The sequence below is a fragment of the uncultured Umboniibacter sp. genome (assembly GCF_947497555.1).
Classification (GTDB): domain Bacteria; phylum Pseudomonadota; class Gammaproteobacteria; order Pseudomonadales; family DSM-25080; genus Umboniibacter.
On record NZ_CANMGY010000013.1, the window covers coordinates 32,465 to 57,056 of the forward strand.

Sequence of the window (24,592 nt, forward strand, 5' to 3'; positions counted from 1 at the left end):
AATGATCTAGGCTCGAAGATAAAATTTTTAGGTAAATTGCCGAGGCAGTTTGCATGTTAAGTAAAGGCGAAAACGCCGAAACGTCCCAGGCTGGGCGTAATTACAGATTCACACTTCAACGTAAGTTTGCCGAGAAATTCCAACGGCAAGCAGCTGCTTAGAAACTTAGGCAGAAGCGTTTTGGTTTAAGATGACACGTCAGTCGTACTAAAGCTGATGATAAAAACTGGATCATTCTGTTAATTCAGAATTCGTTGACCCTACCTGCCCCTAAGAGCGCAGTCATGCTGGTTAACACCCCTAGCCGGGCATTCGTCGCGATATCGCCACTCATAAAGTGAGCAATAAAACGCATGAAAAGAATGCTAATCAACGCTACGCAGCAAGAGGAATTGCGCGTAGCTCTCGTAGACGGTCAACGTCTGTTCGATTTGGATATTGAAAATCGTACTCGCGAGCAAAAAAAATCTAACATCTATAAAGGCAAAATCACTCGTGTAGAACCGAGTCTCGAAGCCGCATTCGTCGAGTACGGTGCTGAGCGTCACGGCTTCTTGCCCCTCAAAGAGATTTCCCGCGAGTACTTTAGCAAGCAGAGCCAAGGTGAATCTGGCCGTGGCAAGATAAAAGATCTCGTTCGCGAAGGCACCGAGGTGATAGTTCAGGTTGATAAAGAAGAGCGCGGTAATAAAGGCGCCGCACTGACAACCTTTATCAGCTTAGCTGGCCGTTACCTTGTGTTGATGCCAAATAACCCGCGCGCCGGTGGTATCTCACGACGCATTGAGGGCGAAGAACGAGCTCAGCTTCGTGACGCCATGTCTAACATCTCTTCTCCAGATGGCATGGGCGTTATCGTTCGTACCGCAGGTGTAGGACGAACTTCTGACGAACTTCAGTGGGACCTGGACTATCTTTCCCAAGTTTGGAGTTCCATTAAGCAAGAAGCCGACGCAGCAAAAGCGCCTCACTTCCTCTTCCGTGAGAGCAATGTAATCCTTCGTACGATTCGCGACTACCTTCGCAACGATATTGGCGAAGTGCTGATCGATAATAAGGAAGCATTCGACCTAGCATCACTATTTGTTAACCAAGTGATGCCGAATTCTCGCCATAAGATCAAGCTTTACGACGATCCAATCCCACTATTTAATCGCTTCCAGATTGAAAGCCAGATTGAAACCGCGTTCCAGCGTGAAGTTTCATTGCCATCGGGCGGTTCTATTGTTATCGATCAAACTGAAGCACTCGTTTCAATCGATATTAACTCCGCTCGCGCTACCCGCGGCTCAGATATTGAAGAGACCGCTGCGAATACCAACCTTGAAGCTGCTGACGAGATTGCGCGCCAGTTACGCCTGCGTGATATCGGCGGATTGATTGTCATCGACTTCATCGACATGAGTGCCGCTAAACACCAGCGCGCCGTTGAAAACCGAGTTCGCGAAGCGCTTACGGTTGATCGCGCCCGCACTCAATATGGCAAGATCTCACGCTTTGGCCTTATGGAGATGTCTCGTCAGCGCCTCCGCCCGTCACTTGGCGAAACAATGGGACACGTATGTCCTCGCTGTTCCGGTGTCGGTACAATCCGTGCCACCAAGTCGCTCGCTCTATCGATTCTTCGCCTTATCGAAGAAGAAGCACAGAAAGAGCATTCAGCTGAAATTCGTGCCGTAACCCCTGTTGAAGTTGCCACCTTCCTTCTAAACGAGAAACGTAAGGCAATTTCTGATATCGAGTCTCGCCACAATTCACGCGTTGTCATCGTGCCTAACCAAGAACTCGTTACCCCTCATTTCGAAGTGCTGAGATTGCGCGAGTCGGATTCTGAAGCGGGAGCACTGAGTTTAAGCATCGGTCTTAGCGATGAAGCTACGCAAACGCTTGCCGCCGCTGAACCGACTGAAGTGAGCATGGCAGATATCGACTCACCGGCCGTCAAGAACGTTGTGCCAACTTCCAAACCACCCTCACGTCAAACGCTTGAAGAGAAAAAAGCATCTAATAAACCGAAAGGTCGCCAAGGAAGCAAGCAGACACCAAAGGTTAATACGGAATCAAAGGGTCTATTCGCTAGAATCCTAGCCTGGTTTAAAGGTGAAGAGGAACCGAAAGAAGAGCCGAAGCGCGATTCCCGTAGCCGTAACCAGCGTCATTCCGGCCGCCCTGCTCGTCCTAACGATCGAAATCGCAACAACCGCAACGAAGGCTCTCGTAACAACAAGCGCCGCGGCCATCGAAATCGTCGTGATCATTCTAAAGAGCAACCACCTGAAGTCACTACAGTGATGGGTGCAGATAGCAGTGCAACTGACTCCAAGCCTAGCACCGAGAGTAATAGCTCGCGTCCAGCTAAGCGACCACAGAACAAGCGCCCACGTAATCGTCAACGCAATCGTTCTAACGCGCCAGCTACGTCCCCAGCAGTAGCGGAAAACTCGGTAGTGGCGGCTGAGCAACCCGCCACCAACAAACCGGCGCAACAGGTAGAAAACCAAAAGCCTGAAGCAGCGAAAGCCCCAGCTCCAACCTTTGAGGTTGCTGAAATTGCAATTGTCACTGATAAGAGTGAAAAGACGACACGTGAGCGTAATGGACGTATTGATGCACGCCCACGTAACACTAAGGAACTGCCGGTAAATGATTTGACGGCTCCTAAGCCGCCGCGCGCACCGCGCAAAGAGCACGCTACTAAGGAGCAAAATGATACTCAGGCTCCTGAGACCACTTCAACTGATAGCGATGTAAACGTGGTAGATACAGCGGCAACTTCGAACAACACAGCAAACACCGAAGCGCTAGTTGAAGTTACCGCGCCAGCTAACGTTGAAACAGTTGCTGAAGTTGCAGCACCGGCTAAAGTTGAAGTAACCACTGACGTTGCAGCACCGGCTGAAGCGGAAGTAACCACTGACGTTGCAGCACCCGCTGACGTTGCAGCACCAGCTGACGTCGAAGCACCAGCTGACGTTGCAGCACCAGCTGAAGTTGCAGCACCGGCTGACGTTGCAGTACCAGCTGAAGTTGCAGCACCAGCTGAAGTTGAAGCACCAACTGAAGTTGCAGCACCGGCTGAAGCGGAACTAACCGCTGACGTTGCAGCACCGACTGAAGCGGAAGTAACCGCTGACGTTGCAGCACCGGCTGAAGCGGAAGTAACCAATGAAGTTGCAGCACCGATTGAAGTTGCTACTCGCTCTCCTCGCAAGTTGGCTCGCCCACAGAACGATCCTCGCGAAAACGCGCGAACTGTCGAGACTCAGGTAACAACACTTTCCGAAGTTAGTTACCAACAAGGTGCACAAGCTACCGAAGTTCCACAGCGAGAAAAACGAGTATTAAAGCGTCCTGCTAACGATCCTCGCAATCAGTAACTTCGTTAAAAATCAGTGGCTTTGGCTCGTAAGCCACTGATTTTAAAATATATTTTAAAAAGTACTTGCCTAGAAGAAAACGCTCGCTATAATAGCCAGCGTGTTCGGAGAGATGGCTGAGTGGTCGAAAGCACCGGTCTTGAAAACCGGCGACGGTTAGTAGCCGTCCTAGGGTTCGAATCCCTATCTCTCCGCCATATTCAAAGGGACCTTTTTAAGGTCCCTTTTTTATACCTGAAAATTGTTAAGTACTTTTCCTTTGACTAGCACATCATTTATTCAATAGTTCTTGCCAAGGAAAAAACGCCCGTTATAATGTCGGCGTGCTTGGAGAGATGGCTGAGTGGTCGAAAGCACCGGTCTTGAAAACCGGCGACGGTTAGTAGCCGTCCTAGGGTTCGAATCCCTATCTCTCCGCCATATTCAAAGGGACCTTTTAAGGTCCCTTTTTTGCGCCCCGAGTAAATCAATATTACCTCAATTAGCCCGCTATCGCTCTTTAGACCTATAGTCACCGTTCATCCAAAGGCCTCAAGCCAGCCATGACAGTCTATACTTATCCAATAACCAGTTTACTGACTGCATGACCTCGATTAAGCGCGAACTGAGCGGTTGTTTACCAACCACCGGATCGACTTCGGTTATTCACGCGAAAAACTCTTTAAATTGGCTACTCGTGACCGCATAATAGGAACTAGGAAACATAATTAGCTTTAGGAGCTACGACTATGCAAGATCAGATTTCGAATTACGCTCAGCCTTCCGCGCTAGCGACCAACAAGGTGCTTCGCAACACCTACATGCTGCTTAGCATGACCTTGGCGTTTTCAGCTATTTGTGCTGGCGGCGCAATGGCGATCGGCCTAGGTCGAGGTGCTGCACTCATGATGATGATTGCGGCAATCTTACTAGTTTGGTTTGTGCTTCCACGCACGGCTAACTCATCGGCAGGTCTCGGCGTGGTATTCCTATTTACGGGCTTACTTGGAGCTTCTCTTGGGCCGACAATTAGTGCCTATCTAGGGGTAGCCGGCGGCGCGCAGATCGTTCTGCAGGCACTGGGTGGTACCGCATTTATCTTCTTGACACTATCAGCTTATGTGCTGACGTCTAAGAAGGACTTCTCATTCATGGGTGGATTTCTGTTCGTTGGCCTAATGGTCATCGTAGTTGCGTCATTGGGCGGCCTAGTGGCGTCATTGATGGGCGTTAACGTATCAGTCTTCTCTTTGGCTATTTCAGGTGCTTCCGTATTGTTGTTCTCTGGCTTCATCCTGTATGACACATCGCGAATCATCAATGGCGGCGAGACTAACTACATCATGGCTACCGTCAGCTTGTACCTAAGCATCTACCAAATCTTTGTTCACCTTCTGCACTTACTTGGTGCAATGAACGACGACTAAAATGATGAGGCGGCGAGAGCCGCCTTTTTTCATACCATGAAATTTTCGCTTGTTATCACCTGTGCACCCCAACTCAGCGAAATGCATCACGATGCATTAGCGTTCGCTCAAGCTGTTGTAGACGCTGGCCACACCTTAGAGCAAGTATTCTTTTGGGGTGAAGCTACCATCACAGCTCTCAACGCCGCGGTTACTCCCAGAGATGAACACGACGCAGCCAGTCTTTGGCGGCAGATTGCCACGCAAGGTAACTCTGAGCTCAATGTCTGCATAGCCTCGGCAACTCGACGCGGTGTATTAAATGCCAACGAAGCCATCCGCCATGATAAAGGCTCCTCCTCCGTAGCGCCGGGGTTTAGTGTTGTTGGCCTGGGCTCCTTAATTGAAGCTGAAACTAACTCAGATCGAGTTGTGAGGTTCTAATGAGGGATATACTAATTTGCTTCACGTCGGACCCCTATGCAAGCCCGATCGCTCAGGAGCGCATTGACTTACTGATAGCTGCCCTAAATTTTGATCGCGATGCGGCACTGCTTCTGCTTAACGACAGCGCGCTGGCGTTAGCCCCGGATCAGCGACCAATATTCGCTAAGTCTGCGGCAGCGAAACTCCAGCTCCTTGAGCTCTTCGACCTCGAAGATATCTATGTGTGTAGCAATCAACTACCCGATAATTCGGTCATAGCAGTTAAGGAAGTACCTGAAGGTACCTTAAATGAACTGATGAACAGCTTTAAGAATGTGTGGGTGCTCTGATGTCTAGCCTTCATTTACTTTACTCAACAGCGAACGCTCCGCTTGTGAAAGCTGCCGCCGGCCAGAACGATACGATTGTATTGATGGGTCAGGCCGTTACATTGGCCTCTAGCTACAAGCCAGACTGCAAACTCTTAGCCTCTGCGAGCGCCTGTCAGGCAAGAGCCTTGTCGCCTAGTTGTGGAATGAGCTCTTCGGCCGAATTAGTACAATTAAGTGTCCAACACACTCGAGTCATCACATGGCCTTAACTGACGTAACGCGAGATTCCGAGGGCTTTCTGTGCAAGCTTGACCAGTGGACCTCAGAGCTTGCCATTGAGCTTGCTCGAGAGGAGAACATCCAGCTCACTGAAAGTCATACTATCGCTATCCACGCTGCTCGCTCATTCCATCAGCAATTCGAAACCTCACCCTCCATGCGCGCTTTTATTAAGTTTCTCAAGCGCGAGGGTCATGATGAGCTCGCCTCAAGTATCGCGCTACTTAAGCTGTTTCCAGGTAGTCCGGCAAAGTACATCAGCAAAATCGCGGGACTCCCAAAGCCAGAAAACTGCCTATGACAACTACCGAGCACCCTTTCGCGGAATTTATTCGTCAAATCGGTAAAGGTCAGAAGGGCCGTAAAGATCTTAGCGAGCAGCAAGCATTTAGCGCCATGACGGCCATTCTCAATGACGAGGTAACGGATACTCAGATTGGTGCTTTCCTCATGCTGATGCGCGTGAAGGAAGAATGCGAGGACGAACTCATCGGCTTTGTTAGAGCAATCGAAGCTCATTCGGCGCCGGCGCAATCTAAAGCTAGCGCTGAAATCGATATTAGCTGGTCAAGCTATTCGGGAAAACGAGATGAGAGCAACTGGTATATTCTAGCGCAGCTAGCGCTGAGTCAGTCCTATCGGATATTGGTCCATGGTGGGCCCGGACATACACCGGGTCGATATTACACTGAAGCGGTGTATCGAGAGCTCGGTTTACTCGAGGCAAAAACCCCTAGCTTGAATAATCCAACGTACCTGCCACTGCGCGACTGGGCTCCAAAGCTCGAACGCATGCTCGCGCTTAGATTCGAACTTGGGCTTAGATCGCCGCTGAATAGCGTCCTGCGTCTCTGCGCTCCCTTTGCAGCTAGACTACAGCTCATGTCAGTATTCCACCCCCGCTACTCACCGCTTCACCAACAGGCCTCTATTCGTCTCGGTCGAACTGGCAGTCTCGTCTTTAAAGGGGCCGGTGGCGAAGCTGAAATTCGTCCTACTGCGAATACCCAACTTTTTATCACCCAAGTCGATAAAGCCTATGAGTTCACGATGAGCCGCCAATCTAGCTCCAGACTCCCACCCACCACCCCCACCGTTAAGGTGCTTTGCGACGTCTGGCGTAATGACGAACTAACCAGCCCTGAGGCTGAAAACGGTGTATTGACGATCTTAGAAACAATGACTGCCGTGCTGATGGCCTACCACCACACCGATTATGAGGCCGCTAGGGCAGAAAGCCTGCAACTTTGGCATAGTCGTGACAAAAATCGGCTCGATATCCAAGCATAAGATCAACTATAATTCGCGCAATCAACTCAGCATCTAGGTAACCGCGTGAATTTCACCCAACCCGAAAACTATCAAGCTCTCTTTGCGGAAAAAATTGACCGCCTAACTGCCATGCTCAGTCCGTTCTATGGCGGTACTCTTGACACTTACGAGTCCGCGCCAGAGTTCTATCGTATGCGCGCCGAGTTTAGAATTTGGCACACTGACGATGGCGCGCACTATGCCATGTTCAAGCGCGGTGATAATAAAACTCCTATATTTGTTGATCATTTCCCCGTTGCCTCTCAGGAAATCAATACCTTAATGCCAAAGCTATTGGCCGAAGTGAACGCTAGTGAACTGCTCGCCAAGCGGCTTTTTCATATTGAGTTTCTCGCAACGCTATCGGGGGATATGCTCGTGACCTTTATCTACCACCGCCCGCTGAGCGAGGAGTGGATAGCATTCGCGAAGGAATTGGAGGCCCGCTATGCCATCGCTATTATTGGACGCTCGCGCAAACAAAAGGTGATTATTAGCCGCGATTGGGTTGACGAAGTGCTAACGGTGAATCGCAACGCCCTGCACTATCGACAGAACGAAGGTGGATTTAGCCAACCCAACGCAGCCGTCTGTCAGAAGATGCTCGAATGGGCTATCGCTCAGTCTGCACAACAGACTAACCAAGATCTTTTAGAGTTGTATTGCGGCAACGGTAATTTCTCTGTGGCACTGGCGCCACACTACCGAAAAGTCTTGGCCACGGAGATGGCAAAGACTTCCATTCGCGCCGCTCAGCTGAATGCTGAGTCGAATGGCGTAGCAAATCTTAGCGTTGCCCGATTATCGGCGGAGGAATTTACGCAGGCGTGGAATAGAGACCGCGAGTTTAAGCGCTTAAAAGAGATAGATCTCGACGACTACGATGTATCGACGATCTTCGTCGATCCACCCCGTGCCGGTATGGATCCAGACACCACTGAGCTTTGTCAGCGCTTCGAGCGTATCATTTATATTAGCTGTAACCCTACTACGCTGGTCGAGAACCTTCAGCAATTGACACAAACTCACGTTATCAAGCGCGCCGCGCTATTCGATCAATTTCCGTATACTGATCATATGGAAGCTGGCGTTATCCTAGAACGCCGCTAGGCAGCGGCGTCTTCAAATTTCGGGCGTTCAAAAGTCGACAGAGCGCCCATTGTCCGCTTTACAGCCTCTTCATACTCTTGCTCAAGCTCATCACGTTGGCGGTCGAGTTTGAACTGCTCCTTTGGCGTGAGTGCCTTGTAATCAGCCAGAATGGGGAAACTCTGTGCGCGATCAGACACTTCATAAATAGCAGGGTGAATACTTCGGTATAATGAACTCAGTTGCAACTGGTCCATCGAATGACAAATTCGTAAGCACGCTTCGGTTGTGGAAAGCTCGTCCTGAAGACAAGCTCTGGCCAGCACGGTAATACCCAAGGCAACTTCGTCCATTGCCGCTTCAGCTCGCTGTTCAATATCCTGAAGTTTGACTGCCTGTTCAGTCTCAACTTGCTTTACCTGCTTTGTAAGCTTGAGCGCATAAATTGCTAGTACTACAATAATACTTGTTGCTAGGATAAAACCGATTAAGATAGTGGTGGTCAGCATAAAAGCTCCAATTCTGATCAATCTACAGATTATACGCTTAAAAAGGGCATCATGGACGAACTAAGCAAGGAATTAACGGAATCTATCAAGGTGTTGTGCTCCGAAGGCTATGAGCTCTACGATCAAAAGCAGTGGGAACGAGCATTGCGTGTATTTTATCGCGCTTGGAACAAGCTACCGAAACCGCAAACAGATTATAAGGAGTCAGGTTGGGTGCTTACCGCTTTGGGAGACACTTACTTTAAGGCTGGTAGGTTTCGGCCAGCGAAGGAAGCACTAAACTCAGCACTCCATTGCCCTGGTATTAACTACAACCCCTTCGTATTACTAAGACTTGGGCAATCACTTCTTGAACAGGGTGACGCTGATAAAGCTCATCAGACTTTAGCCTTCGCCTATAAAAAAGGCGGCAGACAACTGTTTGAGAGCGAAGCACCTAAGTATTTACTGGCAGCTCTTCAGCCGCCAGCGAATAAGGACTAAGCTTAGATTTCGCTGCGAGCGATCATTACCATTCTAACCAGCTGTGCTAATGAACGACAGCCCATTTTCTGCATAACGTTAGCGCGATGAATTTCAACGGTACGTTGACTTACCTCTAGGTCATAGGCAATCACCTTATTTGCGTTGCCGGCCACCACCATCTCCATAACTTGAGATTCGCGATCAGTCAACTTTGATAGTCGCTCTAGCGCCGTTTCCTTGAGAACCTGTCGCTCGCGGCTAGCAGTCATGCTTTCAACTGCGTCCTCAATATGCGAGAGCAACTCTTGATCATCGAAGGGTTTAAGAATGAAGTCCAGCGCTCCGTTCTTGATGGCTTCGACTGCCATTGGAACATCTCCGTGCCCCGTTACAAATACAACCGGTAGGAGTTGATCTCGGGTTTTAAGTTCATCAAAGAGCTCTAGACCACTCATACCAGGCATACGAATATCGAATATACCCACCGCCGGCTTAGCTAACGCCGCGTTGGCCAAGAAATCCTGTGCGTCAACAAATGTCTGACAGCGATAACCATTAGCCTTCATAAGAAAACTAATTGAGCCGCGTACTGCTTCGTCGTCATCAACAACGTAAATTACAACATCTAATGCTTGTTCGCTCATGCCTTATTTCCCTTTGGTAAAACCTTCTAGTGGAACATCTTTTTTTATCTATAATATCTCAGCGAAACTATGCTGAAGTTTTTGCGTAAGGTAGACACACTTCAAAAACCGCCCCACCTTCATCTTTATTAAAGACTCTCATCGTACCTTTGTGAGCTTGAACAATCGAGTGGCTAATAGATAAACCAATTCCCATGCCCGATGCCTTGGTGGTAAAAAAGGGATGGAAAACACGCTGAAGTGCCTCGTCGCTCAAACCAGGACCGTTATCACCAATTTGGATGATGACGCCCCTTTCTTCGGCAAACAGTATCACATCCACCTGGCCGTCGGACTGTCGGAATGCCGCAACGGCTTCCAGCGCATTACGAATCAAATTAATCAATACCTGCTGAACCTGAACGGCGTCAACTTGGATAGGCGCAATACCAACCTGAAGATCGGTAACAACTGGAATGTCATACTTCCGTGCATCGACCATACCTAGCGCCACGGATTCCGCCACAATGTCTTCAGGAGCCCAAAGCTGAAGATTGGTGCCACTCTTGTTAACGAAATCACGAAGGCGACGAATAACCTCACCTGCTCGCCTCGCCTGTTTAGCAATCTGTGTAAACGCCTCCTCCATCATCTCCCGGTCGAGCTCAGGCCTCTGTAAGAGCTTCTCACTCGCCTGCGCATAGGTGGTAATAGCAGAGAGTGGTTGATTAATTTCATGGGCAATACCGGCCGCCATCTCTCCCATGGTATTAAGGCGCGCAACGTGCGCAAGATGGTCCCGGCCATCTCGAATTGCCTTTTCCGCTACCCGAAGGTCCTTTTCGGCGCGGCGGCGGTCGGTGATATCTACCAAGGTGACTAAAAGTCGATCCTGTTCATCAAGTTCAACTTTGCGCATCATGACTTCGAGTTCATGCTCCGAGCCGCGGCTATCCCGAACTAACCATAAAAAATACTGGGCTTCACCATTTTCCGCACGAGTTATGAAATCACGGGGCTGTTGATAGGCCTGATTAATCACGGAGAAACTGTCAAGGTTTCTCCCGAGGAGTTCCCATTTAGTTAACCCAAAGATCATCGCGGCACGGTCATTACAATCAACAATTTCTGGGGATAATAGCAGCACACCCTCATTGGCGTTATCAAAGAGGGTTCGATATTTAAGCTCATTCTCTTCCAGATCGACGATAATCGGGCGACTAATGCGATAGAAAAACCAGCCACCGATGGACGTCAAGATTATCGCTGCTAAGACAGCTCGAATTGCCGCACTAACGAAGGGTTCACGGAGTTCGTTCATAGACACCGTTAATATGAACGCTACGCCCCACTCCGGCAGCCCAGAAAAGGCCTTCACTTGCGGTTCCGTAAAGCCATCATCCAAAACAACCACACCCTGTGCCCCGTTTAACGCGGCCAAAGTTACCTTATCTTCCAGTAAATACGCGGCGCTTGAGACCACAGTGCCGCCGCCCATTAGCCAATGAATTTCATCATCCGTTTGTACAATAACTTCGAACACTCCGGTTGTTTCGTTGAGCGGCAGTGTCTGTCTGTCGAATTGCGAGTAAACCCTTCGCATAACGGTTAGCGGCTCTTCGATCTGCCAATCGGGTTGTTCAAGAAGCATCCGCTCAAATAGTAAAGCCTGATTATCGACGTAGCTAGATAGGATATATTGGTTCTGGTAGGCAACGCTTCGGAATAACGTAAAAAGAGTGAACAACATCACCATGACACTCACGGTAATGAGTACAATAATCAGACCGAACATTCGACCTCGATAGCTCTTGCGAATTTTCACGTTCAAATCCTTGTGTTATAGCCATTCTAAGACAACAATAAGCTAGATTAAGCATGGAAACAAAGTGTGTCTGTACTAATTTTTGATTCAGGTCTCGGAGGATTAAGCATTCGCCGAGAAATACAAATGTTACGACCCGATCTTAGCGTCCATCAGTTCGCCGACCACGCTTGGCTACCGTATGGCGCCAAGAGCGCCAACGACATTTGCAGCCGCCTCCTTGCAATCATTCCTGCAATGGTAAAGAGGGTTAACGCATCGCTGTTAGTGGTCGCCTGTAATACTGCTAGCACTCACACGCTACCTCAGCTTAGGGCTGCGCTCAGTATTCCAGTAGTCGGAGTGGTTCCCGCCATCAAGCCCGCAGCACGCATCTCTAAAAGTAGAGAAATTATCGTGCTGGCAACTGAGAGAACCATCGCCTCGCCCTACCTTGATGAACTCATTCAACAATACGCCTCGGACTGCACAATTACCCGTATCGGGGCTAATCGTTTAGTTGAGATGGCGGAGTCTAAACTATCGGGTGGAGCCGTCGATACTACGGAACTCCGAAAGCTTCTCCCTAGCGCTAGTATCCCTCCCTCGGCGGATACTATCGTACTGGCCTGTACGCACTTCCCATTGCTAAAGGAGGAGCTCGAAGCCTATTTTTCTCAGCAACTCGACTTCGTGGACTCTGGTAATGCAATTGCTCGGCGAGTGAGCGATCTAACACCCATCCAGGAAAAAGTAGAGCCCGCTGAATTCTTTACTACTGGAACTCTCAATCAGGCAACAATAGCGCTTTTGAAATCCGAATTATTCACCCGCATCACCACCCTATAGCGTCAGTAGTCATCTATAATCTTTAGTTATCCAAGGTAAAAGTAAGTTTCCCTTTAAGACTGAGGGTTCGCTAGCTATTATGCCTAAACGAATAACGACTAATCGAACTGCGTGGTAAGTGAAAATGAGTTTAGCAACAATCGACAATATCAACGTTGAAAGCCAAGACGTACTTCTTTCTCCCGCAAAGCTTATTGCTGAGCTTCCGCTGTCAGAACGCGCTGAGAAAGTAGTAACCGAAGCGCGAAATACCATTCGCAACATTCTTGATGGTAAAGACCACCGCGTCTTACTAGTAGTTGGACCTTGCTCAATTCATGATACTGAGGCTGCAATGGACTACGCTAAGCGTCTAAAGGCATTGGCGGATGAATTAAGTGATACTTTATTTATTGTCATGCGCGTCTATTTCGAAAAGCCACGTACCACCGTTGGCTGGAAGGGCTTAATCAATGATCCACATCTAGATGACTCTTTTGCAATTGAAGAGGGCCTACACACCGGACGTAAATTATTGATGGATGTTCTCGAACTTGGTATCGGAACGGCTACCGAAGCACTTGATCCCATTTCGCCTCAGTATCTTCAAGATCTGATCGCTTGGTCAGCCATTGGCGCGCGCACCACTGAATCACAAACTCACCGTGAAATGGCAAGTGGCTTATCTTCTCCTGTTGGTTTCAAAAACGGTACCGATGGCGGCTTAGAAGTTGCTATAAATGCTTTACAGTCGTCGGCAAACCCACATCGCTTCTTGGGTATTAACAAGGAAGGTCAGGTTGCCATCATCCGGACTCGAGGCAACGGCTATGCTCACATTGTATTACGAGGCGGAAATGGTAAACCTAATTATGATTCAGTCTCCGTTCAGGTGTGCGAGCAGGAGCTAAGTGGCGCCGGGATTACTCCCAATCTGATGATTGATTGCAGTCACGCTAACTCAAGCAAGGATCACAATCTTCAGCCACTCGTGCTCGATAACGTCTGTAACCAGATTGCTGAAGGTAACACTTCAATAATGGGGATGATGATCGAATCAAATCTGCACAGTGGCAACCAGAAGATTAATTCCGACCGTGCTCAGCTTGAATATGGCGTATCCATCACCGATGCGTGTATTAACTGGGAAACTACTGAGAGTTGCCTTCGCGAGATGGCCGACAAACTGCGTAACGTTCTCCCAGCGCGAACTCGATCTTAAGCTTTCAGACTCGCAATCGGCGCGCTAAATGCATCAATCTTTAGCGACAACAAAAAAGGCCCGATAACTATATCGGGCCTTTTTAGATAGGGCTGACGCGAGTGGACTTAGTCACCAAGCGTCGCAGGAAGAAGACTTACTTGAAGTATGCGTTCGACGTATCTGAGTGATCGGTTGAATCCTTAACGCCTTTCAGTTCTGGAATATTTTCAAGTAGTGTCTTCTCGACGCCTTGCTGTAAGGTCACGTCAACCATGCCACAGCCCTGACAACCACCTCCAAACTCAAGAATGGCGAAGCCTTCTGTGTCAACTTCTCGCAGAGAGACCTGGCCACCGTGGGACGCTAGGCCCGGATTGACCTCGTTGTATAGGACATAATTAATCCGATCTTCAAGCGGGCTGTCATCACTAACACGCGGCATCTTAGCGTTTGGCGCTTTAATAGTTAGCTGTCCACCCATGCGGTCTTCAGCGAAATCAACCATGGCGTCTTCTAGAAATGGGAGCGAGCGCTGGTCAAACCACATGCTGAAGCGCTCTAGCGGCATCTCTACATCACCCTCTTGCTCTTCACCAGGACGACAATAGGCGATACAGGTTTCTGCAGACGGCGTACCCGGAGCTTGAACAAACATGCGCACTCCTACACCCTCAACATCTTGCTTACTTAATAGATCTGCGAGATAGTCGTGAGCTGATGGGGTTACGGTTACATTAGACATGGTTGAAATTCTCCAGCAATTTGGGCGTATTCTACGCCAAAGCTGAGGCGATAAAAACAACAAATGTTAAGGGGTTATTTATGAACAGCAAAGTCAATAATAAAGGCTGGCGAAAGTGGTTACGCATAGCTAAGAGCACCGGCGCTGCATTTTTTGGTGTGCAATCAAGTAAAGTGCTTGAGGAAGATTTTCAGGGGAGTAGCCCACTACCCTTCATTGTAATGGGCCTAATACTAACCGTAGGCTTCGTCGTAACGTTAGTCGTCATCGTCAACATGGTGCTGAACTGAATGCTTTCTTGAGTTAGACCGGGCAACTTAATGAAACGGAGTATCGTCATTTCCTGTCGCTGCAAGCAGAACGCTTAGTCCGCGGAAGAAATTCGATTTCTCACGCTCATCTAACAATTCAATGAACTGCTTTTCATGCGACTTGGCTGATTCCAATAGCGTTGGGATCAAATTCTTGCCTTTCGTCGTCAGTTCAATATTGATTGAACGTCTATCAGCATTCTCGCGACTTCTTTCCACTAACCCCTTGGCCTCCAATCGATCAACCAAGCGTGTTATTGCCGATCGATCAACACCAATGTGTTGGGCAATTTGCGCCGGAGTTTTGGCTCGTTGGTAGTAGACTGCATTCAATACCATCCACTGAGCCCAACTCACCCCATATTGAGCAACGGCACCATTAAAGGCTTCTTGCATCTGGGTGGCTAGGCGACCTAGCCAATAAATTGAACTGCTATGTAATTCCATATTTGACGACTCTGAACTCATAAAATAAGTACCTAAAGCAAACTATTCGAGAAGTTTAGGTTCACCAGTAAGCGAACCAAGCTAGCATCTATGCTAAACCTTGTAACCAAACGATAGCCGCAGTTACGAAAATCGCAATTAAAATTACTGCGGCAGCGGCATCTACTTTTGCATCATTTGAGCTATTTGTTAATTCTGTCACTTCGAAAATCCCCATGTTATGAAAATCAATTAAATTGACCGATCCATAACAGCCTCGGCTATTTATAGTATACCCACTACTTAACACCACCGACAACCCGTAGAAACACCCATTCTAGCTGGCTTGAGGCCGGCTCTCGAGTGGATATAACTATAGGTAATAAGAGTATGAATTTACTGTTCTTTTTGAAATAACTAAAAACTGTTAGGTTAGCTGCAGTAATCAGTACTTCAGGGAGTGACTGAAAATGTATGTGTACCAAGCCTTCGACCAATCAGTGGTTGACCAACGAGTTAGTCAATTTCGAGACCAGACCTCGCGATATTTAGCGGGTGAGCTCTCCGAAGAGGCATTCCTACCACTTCGTCTACAGAACGGACTCTACATCCAACGTCACGCACCCATGCTAAGAGTGGCTGTTCCATACGGAATGATTAACAGCCGCCAACTACGCTGTCTAGCGGATGTCAGTAGGCGCTACGACCGCTCCTATGTACACGTTACGACGCGTCAAAACATCCAGCTCAACTGGCCAGAACTCAAGGATGTACCGGATATTTTAGCTGAGCTAGCGAAGGTTGAGATGCATGCAATTCAAACATCTGGCAACTGTATTCGAAATACAACAACTGATGCCTTCGCCGGTGTTGCAAGTGACGAATTAGCTGATCCGAGGCCACTCTGTGAACTCATCCGTCAATGGAGCACTATGCATCCTGAGTATGCGTTCTTACCGCGAAAATTTAAAATTGCCGTCTCAGGTACCGAATCCGATAGAGCTGCTATCCGCTTCCATGATATTGGCCTTCAGCTGGCACATAATAATTCCGGTGAACTAGGAGTAGAAATTTTTGTCGGTGGAGGCTTAGGCCGAACCCCGATCGTTGGACAATCCGTCTTCAATTGGGTACCGCTTAGTCAATTGCTTAATTACCTTGAGGCTATTTTAACCGTCTATAACCTTAACGGGAGGCGAGACAATAAATACAAGGCGCGCATTAAAATTTTGGTTAAAGCCATGGGCGTGGAGGCGTTCAGAGAAGCGGTACTAGCAAAGCTTCCCGTAGTAGGAAGCTACGACGAGCAGCACGTGGCCAAAAAATTAAGCGAACTTGAATCCTATTTTAGTGAGCCGAACTATAAGCGTGGCATCGATGAACTTGATGCTCAAGCCCAGTTATATCCGCAACAAGAGGCCGATACGAATTTTGGCCTCTGGTTGGGACGCAATGTCAGTCGGCACCGAGTTGCTGGCTATCGAGCCGTAACGCTTTCGCTGAAAAAGACCGGAACGCCACCGGGCGATCTAACAGCGGATCAGCTAGATCTTGTGGCGGACTTAGCCGATAAGTATAGTTTCTCTGAAGCTCGCATGACCCACGAGCAAAATATTGTGCTGGCGGACGTTTCAGTAAATCAACTTTATGAACTCTATCAGGTCCTGTTAACTGCCGGTTTCGCAACACCTAATATCAACACTCTGACCGACATCATTTGCTGTCCTGGTGGGGACTTTTGTGCGTTAGCTAACGCTAAGTCAATTCCAGTCGCTCACGATATTCAAACAACCTTCGATAACTATGATTATCTCTATGATCTTGGCGATCTTGACCTCAATATATCTGGCTGTATGAATGCCTGCGGCCATCATCATATTGGTGATATTGGTATTCTTGGGGTAGATAAGAAAGGCAAAGAATTTTACCAAATATCTCTAGGTGGAAATGCCGGTTACGAAGCGGCCACCATCGGTAAAATCCTAGGTCCTTCTTTTGCCCAGGAAGATATCACGAGCGTGCTGCAGAAACTACTCAATGTGTTCCTAGAAAACCGGTTAGAGGGTGAAAGATTTTCTCATACCTACCATCGTATTGGTCACGCTCCATTTAAAACTGCCGCCTATACAAATAACGATATAACGAGTTCGGAGGGCCGGACTCATGCCTAACACCAATATTCTTATATCCACAGAATTTGCACAACGAAGTAGTGCAAGTGCAGCAATCGACGAAAATACAGATCTTATTGCATTAGTGGCGAATGCGCCGAGTTCGGTGATCATTGAAGTCCCAGTGTTCACTGACGGCAAAGTGTTCAGCATCAGCAAACAACTCCGCTACCTAGGTTTTACTGGGGAAATCATTGTTTCGGGTAATTTTATCGTCGATCAAGTGGGCTATCTATCCCAGTGCGGGATATCAACCTTTCTTGTAAACAATAAAGACCAACAAGAAGAAGTAGAACGTCTTCTTGCAGCCCGAATTGATAGCTATCACTTTAAGGAAAAAATCGGCGCTTAGTCATCCGTCAATGAATCTCTGCACGTAGGCGACAACTTTAAGGTTGTTCGCTTGCGTAATTCACGCTACTCCGCCACTATTTATTCGTTGAAAGGAGATTTACGTGACCGATATTTTTCAAAGTTTTTTCATTATCTTTTCAAGTGCTGCTGTGGTGGCGACCCTAGCTCTCTGGGGTAAACAACCACTTATTGTTGCCTATATTCTGGTTGGCATGCTACTCGGCCCATTCGGTTTTTCCTTTGTCTCCGACTTAGAATTACTGCGCCAAATTAGTAATATTGGGATTATCTTCCTTCTCTTTCTTCTTGGCCTAGATATGCAGCCCAGCGCACTGTTAGCAACCTTGCGTAAATCCACCATCGTCGTCATCCTTAGCTCAATTGTCTTTGCTGGCTTAGGCGCGGCTCTCGCTTACAGTTTCTCATTCACACTTACGGATGCGCTAATAATTGGCGCATGCTGTATGTTTTCTTCCACTATCATTGGCATCAAACTGCTGCCCACCACTGCCCTTCACCACCGCCATATTGGTGAGCTACTTGTGGGTATTCTGCTCGTCCAAGATATTATTGCCATCATTCTAATAAGTCTCCTGCAGGGCACAGACAGCACGGATAATGCCTTCGCCGCAGCCCTTTACATCCTGGCAATGATTCCACTAGTTGCCGGTGGTTCGCTTATCGCGGTTCGCTACATTCTGCTACCTCTACTCGCCAAGTTCGACCGTTTTCAGGAGTATATTTTCCTGCTAAGTATTGGTTGGTGCCTAGGCGTGGCTGAAGTTAGTGAGCTAATTGGCTTGTCCCGGGAGATCGGTGCATTTTTCGCAGGAGTAAGCCTAGCGAGTTCACCCATTTCGCAATACATCGCATTAAGCCTGAAACCGCTTAGAGATTTCTTCCTGGTTACGTTCTTCTTCGCGCTGGGAGCAGGATATAATTTCGCCCTGTTGGAGCAAGTCTGGTTAGTCAGTAGTCTTCTCGCGATTATTGTTCTGGTAATTAAACCCATCACCTTTAGAACCTTACTGCGAAAACAGTCGGAATCAAATCGATTAGCCTGGGATCTAGGTATCCGTTTAGGGCAAATTAGCGAATTCTCGCTACTAGTGGTCTTTGTAGCAATTAATGCTGGTCTCCTTTCTGAGGCCGCGTCAATTACTGTACAGAGCGCGGCGATTCTAACCTTCCTAGTATCCAGCTACTTGGTCATATTTAATTTGAGTAACCCTCTATCGCCGAAGGACTCATTGCGGCGCGATTAAACTGGTCTCATAGGGTGAGTCACTAAGTGACGATTGAAAGCAATGACTAGTGAAGTAATAAGCAAATTAAAAAACGAATTAAGAGATCAGTTGCTATGTCAATCCATCCGGCTATCCTCGGCTCAAAGCCTTAGCTGACGGGTACAAAAAAGGAGCCGTACAGCCCCCCTTTGGATTTACTCAACTGAGACAGTTGATTAGCGTTAGAAGTCGCGCCGATGAGCAAGCCCTAGCAATTTATCGTAACTCGCTGTTAACGCTGCCTGAGCAGCTAAACCTACTTTGTCAGCGACGGTTTTCTTACGGGACCACTGCACAAGATACTGGTCAAAGCTCTTACGCCCGTTAAAAAGGTAGTCGTCTGATGTTTGTAATTCATCAACTAGATTGAGTTCCAGTGCGCGCTTGCCATACCAAGCCTCGCCTGTCGCTACCGAATCGATATCCAGCTTAGGACGAGCTTCGGCTACCATATCTCGAAATAGCCGGTGAACTTCTTCCAACTCCTCCTGAAATTTTTCTCTGCCCTCATCGGTGTTTTCACCAAGCATGGTCAATGTTCGCTTGAATTTACCCGCGGTGTGTAGCTCCACATCAACATGATTTTTCTTCAATAGCCGGTGAATATTGGGTACCTGAGCTACTACACCGATAGAACCAAGCAGTGCAAATGGAGAGGCCACAATCCGATCCGCCAAACAGGCCATCATATAGCCACCGCTTGCGGCGACTTGATCGACACAGATAGTGAGTTGCAAGTTATTAGCCTTGATTCGTTCTAACTGAGCAGCAGCAAGACCATAGGCATGAACCATTCCCCCAGGGCTTTCTAATCTTACAACAACCTCGTCGCTAGGTTCCGCCGCAATGAGTACTGCCGAGACCTCTTCACGGAGGTTCTCCACAGCCGAGGCCTTGACGTCACCATCGAAGTCAATGACATAGCGCTTGGCTTTAGTGGTGATTGCTGAATTTGAATCACCTTCTTGAGTATCTTTTTTCGCCGCCTGCTTGGCCGCCTTGGCAGCCTGCTTGGCCGTTTTCTTCTCAGAGCTCTTTGTCTTCTTTAATTCTTTCTCACGGCGTTTAATCTGCTCATCATTGGCTGTTGCAGCGAAAACAGCTTCCTCGAGCTCGTCAAAATGACTATTCAAATCCGTGACGGTAATCTCTCCCTTCTTACTACTTTTCCGTGCGCCAGTGTTGGCGATAAGGCCGATAACCACGGCGATAGCTACTACCACCGTGACTGCCTCGGCTAAAAACAATCCGTACTCTGCTAAGAATTCCAAGTCTTAATCCTCCAATAATTAGCCATATTATGCCTCACGCTAGGCCCTTCGACTAGCAATTCAATTGCGGTTTTTCTCGTTCGCTATCACAGTGAAGCTACAGTAAACTATTGCAACGAAATTATAATAATCACTCAGGAGTTATCATAAAAATGACCACCACCTTTGACCTCTCGGGAAAAATTGCTCTCGTCACCGGAGCTAGCCGCGGAATTGGTGAAGCCACCGCTAAGTTATTTGCTCAACATGGTGCCCACGTTATCGTTAGCAGCCGAAAAGTAGCAGATTGTGAAAAAGTCGTTGCCGACATTACCGCAGCGGGAGGCAGTGCCGAAGCGCGAGAACTTCATGTCGGTAAGATGGAGGATATCACTGCAGCGTTTGAATGGCTCAGTTCACATCACGGTCGCCTAGACATCCTCATAAACAATGCCGCAACGAACCCCTACTTCGGTCCGATCGAAGACACTCCGGAATCGGCTTTTGATAAAATCGTTGAGGTTAATCTAAAGGGTTATTTTTATATGACCGCCAATGCAGTCAAACTCATGTCAGCGAATGGCGGCGGCAGTATCGTGAATGTAGCCAGTATCAACGCCAAGTCACCAGGTCTTTGGCAAGGTGTTTACTCTATCACTAAAGCAGGTGTAGTGAATATGACCGAAGCGTTTGCAAAGGAGTGTGTCAAAGACAAAGTCCGCGTAAATGCGTTATTACCCGGCCTTACCGCCACCAAATTTGCCGGTGCACTCACCGAGCAGCCAGAGGCCCTGAAAGGTATTCCTATGGGACGTGCTGCACAGCCGGACGAAATGGCTCCAGCTCTACTCTACTTGGCTTCGGATGCTTCTAGCTACACCACAGGGCTAGCGTTGAATGTTGATGGTGGTTTGCTTATTTAAGCCTAAGTGGATTTGGATACCAGCGAGGTATCCAAATCTCGCTGGTCGAAGCGCTCGAATTGTATCATTGAAGCTCTGCGCTGTGGTTACTCTGCGGTTGGCGAGAGCACTAGCGAGAAGCTAGCCATTGGGAGATCATAGATTCAGAGATGGTACCCCGTGGTGGCAATATTGGTAAATCGTCTTTACTGAACCAGCGAAGATCACTCAGTTCATCTTCATCACGATTTAATTCACCCGATTCGTAGCTGACGAGATAAGCAAGCATCATTTGCCCTGGGAATGGCCAAGATTGACTGCCCAAATAACGAATATTGTTGACGTGAACACCAGCCTCTTCCTTAACTTCACGAACCACTGCTTGTTCAGCAGACTCCCCTACTTCAACAAACCCAGCTAAAACCGTATAAACCGGATTATTACTGCGGTGGTGGTGCGCCAAAAGTATTCGATCACCGTCTTCCACTAGGACGATAACACAGGGTGATAGCCTTGGATAACTTCGATAGCGGCACTTATCACACACCATTGCCAGCTCGGTGTTTAAACGACGAGTTCGGTGACCGCATCGTGGACAATAGCTGTGATCTTTATACCAATTAGCAACTTCCGCTGCCGCGCTGAGGTATTGCTGATCTTCAAGTGAGTAACTTAATAACAACTCTCGAAGGTTTTCTCCGCTAATAGGCTCGTGCGGCACCAAAACATACCAATTAACGCCATGATCTTCGCGAATCAAAATTTCATCACCCACGATCATGGGCACTTTAGAGGTATAGAATAAATTGTTCTGAGTAAAAACGTGGTGGCCGTCCGTTACTATCCAGCGATTAGTTTTCACATTAATAGCCCACTGCCTTTAAACTTTCTGATGCCATATCTAAAATACCTTCGTCGGTATTTTCATCGAAAGAAACACGATCCAAGAAATATTCCAGACCAATCAACGCATCTGCAAACGTTTCTAGCATTGGTTCAATTGCACCATCAAGATGATCACTAAGTACCTTCTCGGAAACGAACGACTGGGCCGACTGAACGACTGCTAAGGGCCGCGACAGATTCAGTGCATTCATAATACCCGCGATACAGCTGAGTTGTTCAGTTGCGTCATTAACGACACTAACGTCGAAACCACTCTCAACAAATTCGTTAAGTGAGAGTTTTAACGCTCCCACCATAGTCTTCGCTTCGTCAAGCGCTAGCTCTCGCGCGCTCTGGAATAGGTTTTCTGCAATGATAGACTTACGACGTTCGTCGTTAAAGATGTCGAGTGAATCGCCGTCGGAACTATTAATGGTCTCTAGACACGACTCTACATAAAGCAAGCAATCGGCAGTATCCTCGAGTAGTGTATTGCTTAAAGAGGTGCCCGCACTGGCTTCCACTAGACTGTGCGCTTGATTTCTAAGCAACACGGCTAACGATCCAAGTGAAATAATCTCAAGAGTATTCGCTACACCTTTGAATTGTCCAACGAGCTGATCAATTCGAGCATTATCCCGGCAATGATCGTCACTCGACATCAGCTCCAACAGCTCACGAGATTGTCGTAAGTCTTCACGAACTAATTCCGCTACCGACGTTAACGTATCCGCAGCAATACCCTCTAACTTTGCTCGCGCATTGGCTAAATCAGCCCAACTAAAATTGGCGACGGCGTTGTATGGGTAGCTTTCCAAACTAATACCTGATGCACGCTGAACCGAGGATGACCAACAAACAGCCCCTAGCGCACGGTTATAAGCATTTAACTCACCGCTCCCCCGGATTCGAGCAGCAAGATATCTATCTAAATAAGTTAACTGACGTTTAGCAACCGTCGGAACGATGTCAGTATCGTAAGTGGCGATAAGCTGCGAAGCCATCTGCCAAAGAAGCTCATCGGCGTCAACAGCTCCTTTCCGTAAACGCTGTGCAGCTCGATCCATAAGCAGAACCGCTCTGCCCGGCTCATCGCTTAACAACGCGAGTAATCCGGTTTGAAACATTGTACGAAAGCGTCTGAGCGCTGCGTCATCATACTGATATTCGTTGAGCTCTACCGCATTTAGGAGGTCGTCCCGCCATTGAAAAATGTCACTAGGTTTCTCGTTCGCCAACCGCTCAAGCTTCAAAATGTCTGCATGGAGAACCTCAGGCGCGGCAAGCCCATCTTCCTCTAGAAAATTGAGGTAGCGTTCGGTTTTTAGAATCAATGTGGCGTAATCCGCTTTCTTAGCATCCGACGAAGCCGCCAAAGAACCGTTAGCGAGCGCCGTATGCGCAACACCGTAAAAGCTTGCTAAACCATCCAGCGACAGAATTATTGCCGTTCCAGCCAACTGAGAAAGCTCATTCATCGCCAACTCTAAGGATTCAGTCAAACTGTCATCTTCAATCCACTCATCGAGGTGATTGGCCGCTCCATGTAAGGTAGCGAGCATTTGTTCCTTCACTAGTGCGAGTGACGCGATTTGGAAATTCTGAGGCACATTGCCCTCCGCAAAACAGTTCTCTTATTGTTCTACATTTATAACACAAAACCGAGTCGGCGCGAGAGCCGCATCTAAAGCAAACCCGAAAATTATGATTTCAGTCCGATTATCAGCAACAGACACAATTTTGCGGTAAAAAACGCTAAATGACCAAACGGAAGAGCGATTCAGGCGTTCTTACCCATCGATAAGATAATTCGTTACCTCGCCAGCCATACTAACTACCGGGCAAATCCTAACCGGTTAGCTGCTGATGACATGCAGGTACTGCTCACTGCCTACTAGCGAGGTACTCACGCAGAGCCCAGATCTTCAAATACCACTATCCCACCAGAGGCCTTTTTAATTGCCTCTAAACGGTCATAGTGAGCTTGGCGCTCAACGGGAGTAAGTCGATGAACCGGAAGAGCTAAATGCTTCTGATCCCGGTCAATCGGAGTGACTTGCATTAGCGAGTCAGACGAAGAGCCATCACTGGAAGCTAGCTCTAATGACTTTTGTCCGCCGGTCATCGCCAGGTAGACGTAGGCAAGAATCTCTGAGTCTAACAGTGCTCCGTGAAGGTCACGATTCACCGAGTAGGTGGGGTATTCTTTGGCCAAAGCATCCAATGTATTTCGTTGCCCTGGTCGCATCTCTCGTGCCATGACCAGCGTATCAATTATCGAACAGACACTTGCTAAATTAGGGTATCCCCTATTCAACACATTTAGTTCAAAATCTAAAAAGCCTAAGTCGAACGGTGCATTGTGAATAATTAATTCCGCACCTTTAACGAAGTTGAAGAAATCATCCGCAACCTGAGAAAATATTGGCTTATCTTCTAGGAATTCATTCGTGAGTCCATGAATGGCGATAGCATCTTCGGGCACGTCGCGCTGAGGATTAACGTACTGGTGATAAGTCTTGCCGGTAATCTTTCTGTCCACCATCTCTACGCAGCCAATCTCAACAAGACGATCGCCTTGTTTAGGATCAAAGCCAGTAGTTTCTGTATCGAGTATTATCTGCCGCACGTTA

24 protein-coding genes and 2 tRNA genes are annotated in these 24,592 nt (G+C 48.0%); 17 read left to right on the forward strand and 9 right to left on the reverse strand.

Going from position 1 to position 24,592, the window contains the following annotated elements; all coding sequences use genetic code 11:
- The first annotated feature begins 353 nt into the window (after window positions 1-353).
- The 9 genes from rne (at window position 354) to trmA (ending at window position 8,220) form a co-directional block, all read left to right on the forward strand.
- A complete protein-coding gene (gene rne, locus Q0698_RS12365; protein ID WP_298636985.1) occupies window positions 354-3,377 on the forward strand; it encodes a ribonuclease E in 3,024 nt (1,007 codons plus the stop codon).
- Window positions 3,378-3,483: 106 nt separating this feature from the next.
- Window positions 3,484-3,574, forward strand: a tRNA-Ser gene (locus tag Q0698_RS12370).
- Window positions 3,575-3,706: 132 nt separating this feature from the next.
- Window positions 3,707-3,797 (forward strand) — tRNA-Ser (locus Q0698_RS12375).
- 308 nt (window positions 3,798-4,105) lie between these two features.
- Window positions 4,106-4,783: a Bax inhibitor-1/YccA family protein gene (locus Q0698_RS12380; RefSeq protein WP_298636986.1), complete on the forward strand. Its 678-nt coding sequence runs from the start codon at window positions 4,106-4,108 to the stop codon at window positions 4,781-4,783.
- A 36-nt stretch (window positions 4,784-4,819) separates the two neighbouring features.
- Window positions 4,820-5,206 carry a sulfurtransferase complex subunit TusD gene (tusD, locus tag Q0698_RS12385; protein ID WP_298636987.1) on the forward strand — a complete coding sequence of 129 codons (387 nt, stop codon included), beginning with the start codon at window positions 4,820-4,822 and terminating at the stop codon, window positions 5,204-5,206.
- The gene (locus Q0698_RS12390; RefSeq protein WP_298636988.1) at window positions 5,206-5,538 is read left to right on the forward strand and encodes a DsrE family protein; all 333 of its coding nucleotides are present in this window, start codon (window positions 5,206-5,208) and stop codon (window positions 5,536-5,538) included. Before tusD ends, Q0698_RS12390 begins: the two co-directional genes overlap by 1 nt.
- Before the next feature lie 241 nt (window positions 5,539-5,779).
- Window positions 5,780-6,100, forward strand: a complete 321-nt coding sequence (locus Q0698_RS12395; RefSeq protein ID WP_298636989.1) for a TusE/DsrC/DsvC family sulfur relay protein — start codon at window positions 5,780-5,782, stop codon at window positions 6,098-6,100.
- Complete coding sequence (locus Q0698_RS12400) at window positions 6,097-7,089, forward strand: glycosyl transferase family protein (protein ID WP_298636990.1); 993 nt, start codon at window positions 6,097-6,099, stop codon at window positions 7,087-7,089. Before Q0698_RS12395 ends, Q0698_RS12400 begins: the two co-directional genes overlap by 4 nt.
- A 45-nt stretch (window positions 7,090-7,134) precedes the next feature.
- On the forward strand, window positions 7,135-8,220 hold the full coding sequence (gene trmA, locus Q0698_RS12405) for a tRNA (uridine(54)-C5)-methyltransferase TrmA (RefSeq protein WP_298636991.1): 1,086 nt from the start codon (window positions 7,135-7,137) through the stop codon (window positions 8,218-8,220).
- On the opposite strand, the gene Q0698_RS12410 is transcribed toward trmA, so the two are convergent.
- On the reverse strand, window positions 8,217-8,708 hold the full coding sequence (locus Q0698_RS12410) for a DUF2489 domain-containing protein (protein ID WP_298636992.1): 492 nt from the start codon (window positions 8,706-8,708) through the stop codon (window positions 8,217-8,219). The two genes, trmA and Q0698_RS12410, sit on opposite strands and share 4 nt — an antisense overlap.
- A 51-nt stretch (window positions 8,709-8,759) precedes the next feature.
- Between Q0698_RS12410 and Q0698_RS12415 the strand changes: the two genes are divergently transcribed.
- Window positions 8,760-9,191: a tetratricopeptide repeat protein gene (locus Q0698_RS12415; RefSeq protein ID WP_298636993.1), complete on the forward strand. Its 432-nt coding sequence runs from the start codon at window positions 8,760-8,762 to the stop codon at window positions 9,189-9,191.
- A gap of 2 nt (window positions 9,192-9,193) precedes the next feature.
- On the opposite strand, the gene Q0698_RS12420 is transcribed toward Q0698_RS12415, so the two are convergent.
- The gene (locus Q0698_RS12420) at window positions 9,194-9,817 is read right to left on the reverse strand and encodes a response regulator (RefSeq protein WP_298636994.1); all 624 of its coding nucleotides are present in this window, start codon (window positions 9,815-9,817) and stop codon (window positions 9,194-9,196) included.
- Window positions 9,818-9,884: 67 nt separating this feature from the next.
- Window positions 9,885-11,621 carry an ATP-binding protein gene (locus tag Q0698_RS12425; RefSeq protein WP_298636995.1) on the reverse strand — a complete coding sequence of 579 codons (1,737 nt, stop codon included), beginning with the start codon at window positions 11,619-11,621 and terminating at the stop codon, window positions 9,885-9,887.
- Window positions 11,622-11,687: 66 nt separating this feature from the next.
- Between Q0698_RS12425 and murI the strand changes: the two genes are divergently transcribed.
- Window positions 11,688-12,449: a glutamate racemase gene (gene murI, locus Q0698_RS12430; RefSeq protein WP_298636997.1), complete on the forward strand. Its 762-nt coding sequence runs from the start codon at window positions 11,688-11,690 to the stop codon at window positions 12,447-12,449.
- A gap of 124 nt (window positions 12,450-12,573) precedes the next feature.
- On the forward strand, window positions 12,574-13,650 hold the full coding sequence (locus Q0698_RS12435; RefSeq protein WP_298636998.1) for a 3-deoxy-7-phosphoheptulonate synthase: 1,077 nt from the start codon (window positions 12,574-12,576) through the stop codon (window positions 13,648-13,650).
- Window positions 13,651-13,786: 136 nt separating this feature from the next.
- Here the strand turns inward: Q0698_RS12435 and nfuA are convergent, their stop codons facing one another.
- Window positions 13,787-14,374: a Fe-S biogenesis protein NfuA gene (gene nfuA, locus Q0698_RS12440; protein ID WP_298636999.1), complete on the reverse strand. Its 588-nt coding sequence runs from the start codon at window positions 14,372-14,374 to the stop codon at window positions 13,787-13,789.
- A gap of 80 nt (window positions 14,375-14,454) precedes the next feature.
- Between nfuA and Q0698_RS12445 the strand changes: the two genes are divergently transcribed.
- A complete protein-coding gene (locus tag Q0698_RS12445; protein ID WP_298637000.1) occupies window positions 14,455-14,664 on the forward strand; it encodes a DUF2970 domain-containing protein in 210 nt (69 codons plus the stop codon).
- A gap of 27 nt (window positions 14,665-14,691) precedes the next feature.
- Here the strand turns inward: Q0698_RS12445 and Q0698_RS12450 are convergent, their stop codons facing one another.
- Window positions 14,692-15,153 carry a MarR family transcriptional regulator gene (locus tag Q0698_RS12450; protein ID WP_298637001.1) on the reverse strand — a complete coding sequence of 154 codons (462 nt, stop codon included), beginning with the start codon at window positions 15,151-15,153 and terminating at the stop codon, window positions 14,692-14,694.
- 428 nt (window positions 15,154-15,581) lie between these two features.
- Between Q0698_RS12450 and Q0698_RS12455 the strand changes: the two genes are divergently transcribed.
- From Q0698_RS12455 to Q0698_RS12465, 3 genes are all read left to right on the forward strand, one after another.
- Window positions 15,582-17,282: a nitrite/sulfite reductase gene (locus Q0698_RS12455; RefSeq protein ID WP_298637002.1), complete on the forward strand. Its 1,701-nt coding sequence runs from the start codon at window positions 15,582-15,584 to the stop codon at window positions 17,280-17,282.
- Window positions 17,275-17,634 (forward strand): DUF934 domain-containing protein, encoded by a 360-nt coding sequence (locus Q0698_RS12460; RefSeq protein ID WP_298637003.1) that lies wholly within the window; start codon window positions 17,275-17,277, stop codon window positions 17,632-17,634. Before Q0698_RS12455 ends, Q0698_RS12460 begins: the two co-directional genes overlap by 8 nt.
- Window positions 17,635-17,737: 103 nt before the next feature.
- Window positions 17,738-18,901: a cation:proton antiporter gene (locus tag Q0698_RS12465; RefSeq protein ID WP_366140349.1), complete on the forward strand. Its 1,164-nt coding sequence runs from the start codon at window positions 17,738-17,740 to the stop codon at window positions 18,899-18,901.
- 203 nt (window positions 18,902-19,104) lie between these two features.
- On the opposite strand, the gene sohB is transcribed toward Q0698_RS12465, so the two are convergent.
- The gene (gene sohB / locus Q0698_RS12470) at window positions 19,105-20,193 is read right to left on the reverse strand and encodes a protease SohB (RefSeq protein ID WP_298637004.1); all 1,089 of its coding nucleotides are present in this window, start codon (window positions 20,191-20,193) and stop codon (window positions 19,105-19,107) included.
- A 152-nt stretch (window positions 20,194-20,345) separates the two neighbouring features.
- Here sohB and Q0698_RS12475 point away from each other — a divergent pair, with 152 nt between their 5' ends.
- A complete protein-coding gene (locus Q0698_RS12475) occupies window positions 20,346-21,095 on the forward strand; it encodes an SDR family oxidoreductase (RefSeq protein ID WP_298637006.1) in 750 nt (249 codons plus the stop codon).
- Between the two features lie 109 nt (window positions 21,096-21,204).
- On the opposite strand, the gene nudC is transcribed toward Q0698_RS12475, so the two are convergent.
- The 3 genes from nudC to dnaQ all read right to left on the reverse strand — a co-directional run bounded on the left by nudC (window position 21,205) and on the right by dnaQ (window position 24,588).
- On the reverse strand, window positions 21,205-21,936 hold the full coding sequence (gene nudC / locus Q0698_RS12480) for an NAD(+) diphosphatase (RefSeq protein WP_298637007.1): 732 nt from the start codon (window positions 21,934-21,936) through the stop codon (window positions 21,205-21,207).
- Between the two features lies 1 nt (window position 21,937).
- A complete protein-coding gene (locus Q0698_RS12485; RefSeq protein ID WP_298637008.1) occupies window positions 21,938-23,569 on the reverse strand; it encodes a hypothetical protein in 1,632 nt (543 codons plus the stop codon).
- Window positions 23,570-23,865: 296 nt separating this feature from the next.
- On the reverse strand, window positions 23,866-24,588 hold the full coding sequence (gene dnaQ, locus Q0698_RS12490) for a DNA polymerase III subunit epsilon (RefSeq protein WP_298637009.1): 723 nt from the start codon (window positions 24,586-24,588) through the stop codon (window positions 23,866-23,868).
- Window positions 24,589-24,592: the final 4 nt, after the last annotated feature.

Excerpts from the sequence above, each read along its gene's own strand:
- Q0698_RS12455 (WP_298637002.1), top strand. The coding sequence starts at position 15,582 with ATGTATGTGTACCAAGCCTTCGACCAATCAGTGGTTGACCAACGAGTT.
- Q0698_RS12460 (WP_298637003.1), top strand. The coding sequence starts at position 17,275 with ATGCCTAACACCAATATTCTTATATCCACAGAATTTGCACAACGAAGT.
- Q0698_RS12450 (WP_298637001.1), bottom strand. The coding sequence starts at position 15,153 with ATGAGTTCAGAGTCGTCAAATATGGAATTACATAGCAGTTCAATTTAT.
- Q0698_RS12445 (WP_298637000.1), top strand. The coding sequence starts at position 14,455 with ATGAACAGCAAAGTCAATAATAAAGGCTGGCGAAAGTGGTTACGCATA.
- Q0698_RS12475 (WP_298637006.1), top strand. The coding sequence starts at position 20,346 with ATGACCACCACCTTTGACCTCTCGGGAAAAATTGCTCTCGTCACCGGA.
- Q0698_RS12400 (WP_298636990.1), top strand. The coding sequence starts at position 6,097 with ATGACAACTACCGAGCACCCTTTCGCGGAATTTATTCGTCAAATCGGT.
- Q0698_RS12435 (WP_298636998.1), top strand. The coding sequence starts at position 12,574 with ATGAGTTTAGCAACAATCGACAATATCAACGTTGAAAGCCAAGACGTA.
- Q0698_RS12380 (WP_298636986.1), top strand. The coding sequence starts at position 4,106 with ATGCAAGATCAGATTTCGAATTACGCTCAGCCTTCCGCGCTAGCGACC.
- Q0698_RS12390 (WP_298636988.1), top strand. The coding sequence starts at position 5,206 with ATGAGGGATATACTAATTTGCTTCACGTCGGACCCCTATGCAAGCCCG.
- Q0698_RS12395 (WP_298636989.1), top strand. The coding sequence starts at position 5,780 with ATGGCCTTAACTGACGTAACGCGAGATTCCGAGGGCTTTCTGTGCAAG.
- tusD (WP_298636987.1), top strand. The coding sequence starts at position 4,820 with ATGAAATTTTCGCTTGTTATCACCTGTGCACCCCAACTCAGCGAAATG.
- Q0698_RS12415 (WP_298636993.1), top strand. The coding sequence starts at position 8,760 with ATGGACGAACTAAGCAAGGAATTAACGGAATCTATCAAGGTGTTGTGC.
- Q0698_RS12420 (WP_298636994.1), bottom strand. The coding sequence starts at position 9,817 with ATGAGCGAACAAGCATTAGATGTTGTAATTTACGTTGTTGATGACGAC.
- nfuA (WP_298636999.1), bottom strand. The coding sequence starts at position 14,374 with ATGTCTAATGTAACCGTAACCCCATCAGCTCACGACTATCTCGCAGAT.
- rne (WP_298636985.1), top strand. The coding sequence starts at position 354 with ATGAAAAGAATGCTAATCAACGCTACGCAGCAAGAGGAATTGCGCGTA.
- Q0698_RS12410 (WP_298636992.1), bottom strand. The coding sequence starts at position 8,708 with ATGCTGACCACCACTATCTTAATCGGTTTTATCCTAGCAACAAGTATT.